Source organism: Nocardia kruczakiae NBRC 101016, from assembly GCF_001612965.1.
In the GTDB taxonomy this organism is placed as follows: Bacteria; Actinomycetota; Actinomycetes; order Mycobacteriales; family Mycobacteriaceae; genus Nocardia; species Nocardia kruczakiae.
In genome coordinates this window covers 80,582-89,658 of sequence record NZ_BDBL01000039.1, presented here as the reverse complement: position 1 = coordinate 89,658, position 9,077 = coordinate 80,582, and the positions used below count along the sequence as shown (strand labels likewise).

9 protein-coding genes are annotated in these 9,077 nt (G+C 67.9%); 3 read left to right on the top strand and 6 right to left on the bottom strand.

From position 1 onward, the window contains the following. Nucleotides 1-366, bottom strand: a 366-nt coding sequence (locus NK1_RS25930) for a TetR/AcrR family transcriptional regulator (RefSeq protein ID WP_167354306.1), incomplete at its 3' end; no start/stop codon positions are given. A gap of 82 nt (nucleotides 367-448) precedes the next feature. Here NK1_RS25930 and NK1_RS25925 point away from each other — a divergent pair. Beyond that, complete coding sequence (locus tag NK1_RS25925) at nucleotides 449-1,870, top strand: amidase (RefSeq protein ID WP_063012771.1); 1,422 nt, start codon at nucleotides 449-451, stop codon at nucleotides 1,868-1,870. Between the two features lie 340 nt (nucleotides 1,871-2,210). Here NK1_RS25925 and NK1_RS25920 read toward each other — a convergent pair whose 3' ends face one another. After that, a complete protein-coding gene (locus NK1_RS25920) occupies nucleotides 2,211-2,735 on the bottom strand; it encodes a hypothetical protein (protein WP_063012769.1) in 525 nt (174 codons plus the stop codon). A 327-nt stretch (nucleotides 2,736-3,062) separates the two neighbouring features. Here NK1_RS25920 and NK1_RS25915 point away from each other — a divergent pair, with 327 nt between their 5' ends. After that, nucleotides 3,063-3,368 carry a hypothetical protein gene (locus NK1_RS25915; RefSeq protein WP_063012767.1) on the top strand — a complete coding sequence of 102 codons (306 nt, stop codon included), beginning with the start codon at nucleotides 3,063-3,065 and terminating at the stop codon, nucleotides 3,366-3,368. Between the two features lie 104 nt (nucleotides 3,369-3,472). Further along, nucleotides 3,473-4,648 (top strand): phosphatidylserine decarboxylase, encoded by a 1,176-nt coding sequence (locus tag NK1_RS25910; RefSeq protein WP_245660823.1) that lies wholly within the window; start codon nucleotides 3,473-3,475, stop codon nucleotides 4,646-4,648. Nucleotides 4,649-4,904: 256 nt separating this feature from the next. Here the strand turns inward: NK1_RS25910 and NK1_RS25905 are convergent, their stop codons facing one another. From NK1_RS25905 to NK1_RS25885, 4 genes are all read right to left on the bottom strand, one after another. Continuing rightward, complete coding sequence (locus tag NK1_RS25905) at nucleotides 4,905-5,345, bottom strand: hypothetical protein (protein WP_063012763.1); 441 nt, start codon at nucleotides 5,343-5,345, stop codon at nucleotides 4,905-4,907. A 61-nt stretch (nucleotides 5,346-5,406) separates the two neighbouring features. After that, nucleotides 5,407-6,402: an NADPH:quinone reductase gene (locus NK1_RS25900; RefSeq protein ID WP_063012761.1), complete on the bottom strand. Its 996-nt coding sequence runs from the start codon at nucleotides 6,400-6,402 to the stop codon at nucleotides 5,407-5,409. A 48-nt stretch (nucleotides 6,403-6,450) separates the two neighbouring features. Next, nucleotides 6,451-6,906, bottom strand: coding sequence for a pyridoxamine 5'-phosphate oxidase family protein (locus NK1_RS25895; protein ID WP_063012759.1), 456 nt, complete (start codon nucleotides 6,904-6,906; stop codon nucleotides 6,451-6,453). A 917-nt stretch (nucleotides 6,907-7,823) separates the two neighbouring features. After that, nucleotides 7,824-9,059, bottom strand: coding sequence for an NAD(P)/FAD-dependent oxidoreductase (locus NK1_RS25885; protein ID WP_084461558.1), 1,236 nt, complete (start codon nucleotides 9,057-9,059; stop codon nucleotides 7,824-7,826). Between the last annotated feature and the right edge of the window lie 18 nt (nucleotides 9,060-9,077).

Genomic DNA, 9,077 nt, shown 5'->3' with positions numbered 1-9,077 from the left:
CTCCGGATGCCGCGCGGCGTGCAGATAGGCCTCGAACAATGCCGGCGTCTCCGGCGAGCGCGGGGTCGCGGCCGACGACAGCGCGGCGGCGATCTCGTCGGGTGTGCTGTGCGCCTCGGCCAGCGCCTCGGCGAGCGCGACCTGGGCATCGGCGTCGGCGTCGGTGTAGACGCGCAGCGCTTCCTCGGTCAGCGCGTCGATCGAGTCGAAGAAGTAGCCGACGGTGGTGAGCGGCAGGCCGGCTTTTTCGGTGACCGCGCGGTGGGTCACTCCGGCCACACCCACGGCCGCGGTGACCTCGACAGCGGCCGCGAGCAGGGCTTCGCGGCGAGCCTGGGCGCTGGGACGGTGGCGGCGCGGGGTCACGCGGCCCACCCTAGGCCATCTCTGTAACTCCTTACAGTTTCCCTCTGGGCAGAGTCTGTAAATTCTTCTAGACTCAGCCGCCATGACGTCCCTTCACGCATTCCGCGACGATGCGCTCGCCGAGCATGACGCGGTCGCCCTCGCCGGACTGGTCCGCGACGGCTCGGTCAGCCCGCAGGAGCTCGCCGCCGCCGCCATCGAGCGGGCGCGCGCGGTCGACCCGCAACTCGACGCCGTCGCCTGCGCGATCTACGACGCTCCGCGCTACCACTCGCGCTCCGATGCCGCCCTCTACGGCGTGCCGACCTTCGTGAAGGACAATTCCGACGTCGCGGGCCTGCCGACCAACCACGGCAGCGAGGCGTTCCGGGCGCGGCCCGCCGCGAAGAACGGCGCCTACACCGACCAGTTGCTCGGCACCGGGCTGACGCTGCTCGGTAAATCGCGATTGCCGGAGTTCGGCTTCAACGCCACCACCGAATTCATGACCGAACCGCCCGTACGCAATCCGTGGGATCTGGACCGCTCGGTCGGCGCCTCGTCCGGCGGGTCGGCCGCACTCGTCGCGGCGGGCGTGGTCCCGATCGCGCACGCCAACGACGGCGGCGGATCCATCCGCATCCCCGCCGCATGCGGCGGACTCGTCGGACTCAAGCCGAGCCGCGGCCGCCACATCGACGGCGAACAGGTGCGGAGCCTGCCGATCCGCATGATCTCCGAAGGCGTGCTCACCCGTACCGTACGTGACACCGCGGCATTCGTCGCCGCGGCCGAGAACGTCTGGCGCAACCCGAAACTCGCCCCCATCGGCGAAGTCCGAGGCCCGGCGCGACGACGGCTGCGAGTCGGGCTGGTCATGCACAGCGTCACCGGCGCCGAGGTCGACGCACCCACCCGAGCCGCGGTCGAGCACACCGCCACGCTGCTGGAGAAGGCCGGGCACGTCGTCGAACCGATCGCGCTCCCGGTCACCGAGGAGTTCGCCGCCGATTTCGTCCAATACTGGGCGCTGCTGGCCGATCTCGCGGTGAGCACGGGCAAGCTCATCCTGGATCGCTCGTTCGACGCCGCCGCCACCGACGGACTCACGCGCGGACTACGCGCCCATCACCGGCGCAACCTGCACCGCACACCGGCGGCACTGCGCCGGCTGCGACGCATCCCGGCCACCTACGCGCGAATGTTCACCCACCTGGAAGTCGTTGTGTCGCCGGTACTCTCGCACACGACGCCGCCGCTGGGCCACATCGCACCGACGGTCCCCTTCCCCGAACTCATCGACCGGCTCACCCGCTACGTCAGCTATACGCCGGTGAACAACATCGCGGGCACCCCGGCCGTCTCGCTCCCCATGGGCCGCACCCCCGACGGCCTGCCGGTCGGCGTGCAACTGTCGGCCGCATACGGCGACGAGCGCACGCTGATCGAACTGGCCTACCTCCTCGAGGCCGAACAACCCTTCCCCCGCATCCAGGAGCAGGCGGCGAACTCCTCACCTCGGTGATGTCCCGATCGTTCCCGACTTCTCAGCGACCCGCGGCAGCAAACCCGCCGCGCGCAGTGGCGGCATGCCGTTCGTCGACTCGATGCACCCTCGGTGACGTGGAGGAAAACGTCGATCGAATACTTCCGCACATCAGGCGATTGTGATTCGAATCCGAGCGCTGAAGGTTTGCTGACGATAGCGGAGCGGGTAACAGAGAAGTGCGGCCGACGTCCTGCCCGGCGCCGGCCCGCGCGTAGGCCGACGGCATGACGGGCTGCGCGAAAGTCGTTGCGATGCCGCCGGGCCGATCGCCACCCCGGCGGCATCGCTTCGTTCGGCGACACGAGTCGGGCGTCGGTCAGGGCGACGGTGGCAGCATCCGAGACGGAGACTCCTGCACCGTGACGAGAACGACGACGTCGCCGTAGGGGGCATTTCCCCGCGCCAGCCGGTGGCCGAACTTCGCCAGCGGAATTCGCCACCGATACTTGGCTTCGATCTCGGCGTGAACGAACGACACCAGCGTGCCCGCGGTCACCACCTGCGCGTGTCCCTGGCGCTGATGGGATCCCAGCGCCGGATGACCGCGCCAATCACCGGCCTGGACCAGCACCCGCCCATCGCGCACCAGATCGTCGGCTTCCGGCGCCCGCGACGAGATACGAAACGCCAACTGGCCGAACCCGATAGGAACGACCAGGCGCGGGACGGTCACCAACTGCTGCGGGCCGGCGACGCGGGTGACGAGCACCGTCTTCGCCTCATGCCACTCGCTCGCGGCCCCGGTCACCGGGACCGGGCGGGCCGAGGTCGCCCGCGCGACCGGGACGGGCCGTGCGAGCCGAAGGGGTGCGGTGGGAATATCGGTCAGGGTGTCTGTCATCGCATTCGCTCCTCTCCGCGACGATTCCGTTCGCTGCTACCACCGCCAAGGTCTGCCGAGGCCGGGGCGGAACACCAGCCGTGACCGGGAGCAGGGCTCACCGTTCACGATGTGAGAGTGACGAGTCGCCAAGGGATTTCACGCATTCGGCGGCCGGGCCCGCTCGGTCCTGCACGAGCATCCTTGATCGGCCGATTTCGATAGTGCACGCACATTCGCGCGTCGGCAACGATGCTGGTCACAGCTGGTAGACCTGCCGGGAAAACCCGCAGCCGACACGAGCCCGCACACCGTGCTCGCGACGGAATCGGCGGCTAAGTTGCCGATATGGTTCTCGCGCTCGACCCACCCGTGGTCGCCTCCGCGACCGACACCGGCCTGATTCTCGACATCGCCGGCATCGCCCTCGCCGACCCCCTCGGCCGCGGCGAACCCCACCTACGACTACGCGACGGAACCACGCTCACCCTGCCCGTGCCGCTGCGCGACTGGGCGATGGCCATGCTCGTCACTCATCATCACCGCGCCGACGCCGAAGTCCCGAGCTTTCCCTGCCGCATCGAATTCGGCATCCGCGACGGCCACATGTACGCGCGCCCACTGACCGCCGGCGAATACCACGACGTGCCGTAGCGCTGGTCGCCGCGATTCACCCCGCGCACCCGCACGGTGTAGACGAGGCCGCGGGGGTAATCCAACGGTGGGGCGGTGAGCGGAAGGAGTTCGACGTGAGCGACATGGCGATCGCGCAGCGGCTCAGAGACCTTCTCGACGAGGATCCGGACCTGGCCGCCGGCCTGGAGCGATCATTGGTGCAGGCGCGCCTGGTCGCCGAGCAGGGGCTGAAGGACGAACTGCTGGCGGCGTTACCGTGGCCGCAGTCGGTCGCGGAATATATCGACTACATCGATGATTTCGCTCGCTGGGTACCGCGGGAGACCGACTCGCCCGCATGGCGCGCCCAAGCGCCACAGCACCGGTACTCCCAGGAGGTCAGCGACCGGCTTTCCCACTTCTTCTGGATCATCGACCAGAAGACGGACGACCGTGACACGTCCGTGGCGTACGGGTCGGACACCTTCCGGGAATGGGTCACCGACTTCGCCCGCGACTGGGGAAGTTTTCTCGACACTCCCGAATCCTTCGGGGCGGACGTGCTGAAATCGTTCGTCGACAATGCTCCGGAATATCACGTGGGCGATTCCATGATCGACGGCAAGCCGAACGCGCCCAGCGGCTGGATGACGTTCAACCAGTTCTTCGCCCGCGAATTGAACGGAGGTCTGCGACCGGTCGCCGAACCGGGCAACAACAAGTCGATATCCTCGCCCGCCGATTGCATGTTCCAGCACCGTTACGGCATCGACGACGCCTCGAACATTCCGGCGACGACGATCAAAGGCACACACAAGTACGGAAATATCGAAACGCTGCTCACCGGCAGCGAATACGCCGGGAAATTCGCCGGCGGAACCTTCGCCCATTACATGTTGCCGACCAACGCCTATCACCGCTTCCACCTCCCGGTGAGCGGTGTCGTCAAAGAGTCGTTCGTGACTCACGGGCAAGCGTTCATGCAGGTCGAGCTGTCCGACCACGGTTTGAAGGGCCAGGACAACGCGGAAACCGGCTTCGAGTTCTTCCAGACCCGCGGCGTGGTCGTCATCGACACCGCCGAATCCCCCGACGGCGACATCGGAACGGTCGCGGTCGTGTGCGTCGGCATGCAGAACGTCGCATCGGTCACCCTCACCTGCACCCCCGGAAAACACATGACCAAGGGAGACGAATTCGGCTACTTCACCTTCGGAGGTTCCGACATCGTGCTGCTTTTCCAACAGGGTGTCGAGGTCGACGTGGATACCGCCGAGGAAACCCGTTTGGTCGGAGTGCCGGTAGCGCGGTGTCGCTGACCCGGTCAGCGTCGCACTCGAGGCACGACCGTGAATCGACCACACAGCCGATCGGCCCGGGTTGGTGTGGGCTCCGGTCGCGAACGCGGATCCTCGATAGGGGTAAAGCGGTCCTTCCGCCGGCCGTCCGATGATCCACGATTGTCCGCGAGCCGTGGCCGGTGTGAGATCGTCGTGCCGCGTAAACCCCGCTGCGCCGAACACCCTGGCACCCGGCTTCTCCGGCCCCGACAACCTCCATCCCAACCCCGCCGGGTCACTCCTCCGACGCCGTCTCGCGGTCCGTTGCCGGGACCACGCACAGGACGAGAATCAGAAGGCTCCCAATGATCGGGATGAACAAGTAGGCGAAACCGCTGTCGACCAGTTGCGCGATGCTCGCGATCAGCGCCGCGCCGGACGCGAGAATCAACAAGACTCGGCCCGCGGTCTTTTCCGCCAGCAGCAAGAATCCGCCAACGAACCAGAGCAGTCCGATGGCCACGACGACGATCCCCACGATCAAGTGGGTGTGAGCGATCTCGACCGACGAATCGGGTTCGTGCTCTTCGAGACCGGTTACTACATAGAGGATCCATGCGATTCCGGCGGTGCCGGTCAGCAGACCGAGGACCAGCGCGATGAATCCCGCGGTAACCGCGGCTGCGTCCCGCAGGTCGATCTTCGGCGACTCCGGTCGACGATGCGGATCTTTCACAGCCCACTCCCTTTTCGTTTCGCGCGAACCTACCGCGTCCTGAGCCAGGCTCGGTTCATCGTCAGGGCATCAGGATGAGCCGTCCGTGGACGCCGCCCTTTTCGAGACGGTGGTGTGCTTCGGCTGCTCGCGCCAGGGGCATCGTGTCGGCGATCCGTGCGGCCAGGGTTCGGTCGGCGAGCGTGTGGTTGAGCGCGGTCGCGGCGGCGGCCAGGTCGGTGACGGTGGCGTTGCTGATCGCGAACCCGGCCACGGTGACGTCGTGGGTGTAGGCGCGGTCGACAGGGAGCGGCACCCGCGCCTGTGGTCCGGCCGCGGTCAGCAGGAGCCGGCCCCCGCGGGCCAGCAATGTGACCGCGACGTCGAAGTCGTGGTGGCCCGAGGTGTCCCAATACACCTCCAACCCGTCGGGCGCCGCCGCCCGGATCTGCTCGACCATGCCGGGGTCGCGGTAGTCGACCACCACAGTGGCCCCCGCATTCCGGACCCGCTCGAGCCCGTCCCCGGAGGCGGACGCGATCACCCGCGCGCCGGCCGTGCGTGCCAGGCGGACCGCGGCATCGCCGACGTTTCCGGCACCGCCGCCGATATAGACGGCGTCTCCCAACCCGAGCCGAGCGTGCCGGAACAGTCCGAGCCACGCCGTGGCAGCCGGATGCGCGACACCGACCGCCTGGACCGGATCCACCCCGCCGGGCAGGTGGTACAGCCGGTCGACCGGGACAACCGCGTACTGCGCGAACGAGCCCTGCCGGCCACCGTGGCCCAGACTGTTGCACCACACCGCGTCGCCGACCGCATAGCCGACTGCACCGTCGCCGACCGCCGCGACGTTTCCGACCAGGTCGCGGCCGATGATGAACGGGAAGGGAGTCGGCGTCGCATAGGCCCCCGACCGCACGAACGTGTCCACCGGGTCGACCGCGACCGCGTGGACGGCCACCAGCACATCGGTGGGTCCGATCCGCGGCACGGGCAACCGTCCGTAGTGGATCGCGTCGGCCGGGCCGAGCGCCTTCACGTAGGCCGCGTACATCACGTCCGGAATCCCGGCCATCGTGCCTGCCTCCTTTCGGCCGATGACGCACCGCTCACGGCCCGGGACTTACTCGACCCCGTACGTTTTGGCCCAGGCCGCCCGCAGTTCGGACTCGGTGGCATGTCCGAACTGATACGCCGGCGAGTCCACCGGCATGGCGCGGTCGACGGTCACCAGTACCGCTTCGATCGCGGGATATCCCGGTCCCTGCGTGGCGAGCAACCAGTCGTGAATCCACTCGAACACCGCGCTGCCGGGGCCGTGGAATTCGGCGGTTCCCTTGAACCGGTACCCGCGGCGTTTGAGGAAGTCGACGACGTTGATCTCCAGCCGGGGATCCCGCCGCAAGTTGGCGACCGTGCCCGGCGATGCCTGATTCAGGAACACCAGATGGTCGTCGTCGTAGACCCGCACGGTTCCCTTCGGGGAGAGGTTCGGTGATCCGTCCGCGCACACCGTGGCGACGAACCCCAGTTTGGCGCTGTCCACGATCGAGCGCATGTCCTCGTCGATGACACCCATGACCCCTGCCTACCCCCGGACCTCCCGGCGAATCCGACCTCAGTCGCAGGTCTCGCCGGCCGGTTACTCAGTGCGTTCCGGCCGGCGACAGACGTGCGAGCTGATTCCGGAAACTTTCGCGCAGGGCATGTTCTGTGAACGCCGAGCGGACGCTGGGATCTCCGGCTACCCGGGTCTCCCAGTGCAGACGAGCATCGTTTCTGGAGATCCTCTTCGCTCCGTGCCCGGGAAGAGCCCGGTATGCGCCGGGCTGAGGGACCGGACGGTGCATGAACGCCCAGCCGCCGGTCCAATCGATCCGCAACTGCAGGCGCGCACCGGGATAGAAGTCGAGGAGCCACCCCCGCCCTGTCAGCAGTGACCGCTCGCGGGACGGGACCTGCCGTGCGCGGCAGGTTGCCGCAATTTCCGGCGCAAGGCGGTCGAGGGCACCGATCACGTCGTGCCAGGCCACGGGCGCATCTGCCCCCGACGCAGACGTGTTCGATCGCGGCTCTACTTCCGGTGTCTGCCAGCGAAGCCGCGATCCGATTCCCACGGATGAAAAGGCTCGCACGACAACTACATTCACGCAACCGAGCGGGGGGCGAAGTAAGCCGACGTCCACCATGCGCCTCTCCACGAGGGTTCGAGATCGACTACCCCGCTGGAGATTCGGGCCCCGGCTGTGCACCTCACCACCCGGACAGCGGTTCGCCTGCCGTCGGCCGGGTACTGCCTCGGTAAGTCCCCGCATCCGCCCGGGCGTATGCGGGGACCTAGATCGTGCCGGTTCAAACGAGCAGCCGGCGCGATCGCACAAAGGCGCGGGTTCGCCGCGATGGCTGCGGCGGTTCCGAGCGGCCTTCGTCGCATTCGATTCGCCGCATGTCCGGGGCCGGTCGTTGATCGGGTTGCCCCGCCAGCCGCGTTGCCGATCAGACGATTGCAGTCGATCGTTGTTCGGCAGCGGCGGTCCGGTCGCTGGTCGGCCGGCCACGCCCGGTCTCGGTGGGGTTTGTGATCAGGTGGCGACGCCGGCTCGGCATCAGCAAGGTGGGATGGTTGACACTCCACACGGTCCCCTTGCAGATCAGCTCCTTCATGCGTGCCGCTTTGCGGCCGACGTCGACCTTGGAGGTCGGCTGATCCTGCTTGGTGACCTTCTGCACGATGGCGTCGCGGCGGCCGAGGCTGATGCACTGGCTGTTGTAGCCGATGGGGGCGTTCGGGACCTTTCCTCCGGTCAGCCGGGCGGCGATGACGTCGCCGGCCAGCCAGGCCATCGGGGAGGCGGTGGCGCAGCCCATGCGCAGGGTCTTGCCGCCTACTCCCGCGGCGTGCGCGGCATCGCCGACGGCGTAGACGTCGGGATGCGAGACCGAGCGCAGGGTGTCGTCGACGACGATGCGCCCGGACTCGGAGACGGTGAGCGTGCTGGCGGCCGCGATCGGGTGCACGGCGAAACCTGCTGTCCAGACGATCGTTCGAGCGGGGATCTCCGCACCCGTTCGGGTGACGACGCCGCCTTCGGTGACGCGAGTGACGTCGGCGTGTTCGTGCACGGTAATTCCGAAACGCTCGAAACCGGCGCGCAGGTGGGTCTGTGCCTTCTCGTCGAGCCAGTCGCCGACGCCGCCGCGCGCTGCCAGGGCGACCTTCAGATCCGGGCGTGCCTCGGCGATCTCGGTCGCAACCTCGATGCTGGTCAGGCCGCCGCCCACGATCAGCACGGTCTCGCCCGCCACCAACTCGTTCAGGCGTTCCCGCAACCGCAGCGCGGCCTGTTTGCCGGCCACATTGTGGGTGTGCTCGGCGACCCCGGGCACACCCATGTCGGCGATGGTGCTGCCCAGGGCGTAGACGAGGGTGTCATAGGCCAGCGTCTCGGCGCCGTTCTCGCCGATCAGCTCGACGGTCTTGCGGTCCGCGTCGACCGAATCCACCCGTGCGACCCGCACCTGAACGCCGGTGCCCGCGAAGATCGTCCGCAGCGGACGGGCCGGCAGATCCTGACCCGTGGCGAGCTGGTGCAGGCGGATCCGTTCGACGAAATCGGGATCGGCATTGACCAGGGTGATCTCGATGTCGTCGCGGTGCAGTCGCTTGGCCAGGCGGCCGGCGGTGATGGCTCCGGCGTACCCGGCTCCGAGGACGACGATGCGGTGCTTCATGGTTGTGCTCCTGTCTCG

Excerpts from the sequence above, each read along its gene's own strand:
- NK1_RS25925 (WP_063012771.1), top strand. The coding sequence starts at position 449 with ATGACGTCCCTTCACGCATTCCGCGACGATGCGCTCGCCGAGCATGAC.
- NK1_RS25920 (WP_063012769.1), bottom strand. The coding sequence starts at position 2,735 with ATGACAGACACCCTGACCGATATTCCCACCGCACCCCTTCGGCTCGCA.
- NK1_RS25915 (WP_063012767.1), top strand. The coding sequence starts at position 3,063 with ATGGTTCTCGCGCTCGACCCACCCGTGGTCGCCTCCGCGACCGACACC.
- NK1_RS25910 (WP_245660823.1), top strand. The coding sequence starts at position 3,473 with ATGGCGATCGCGCAGCGGCTCAGAGACCTTCTCGACGAGGATCCGGAC.
- NK1_RS25900 (WP_063012761.1), bottom strand. The coding sequence starts at position 6,402 with ATGGCCGGGATTCCGGACGTGATGTACGCGGCCTACGTGAAGGCGCTC.
- NK1_RS25895 (WP_063012759.1), bottom strand. The coding sequence starts at position 6,906 with ATGGGTGTCATCGACGAGGACATGCGCTCGATCGTGGACAGCGCCAAA.
- NK1_RS25885 (WP_084461558.1), bottom strand. The coding sequence starts at position 9,059 with ATGAAGCACCGCATCGTCGTCCTCGGAGCCGGGTACGCCGGAGCCATC.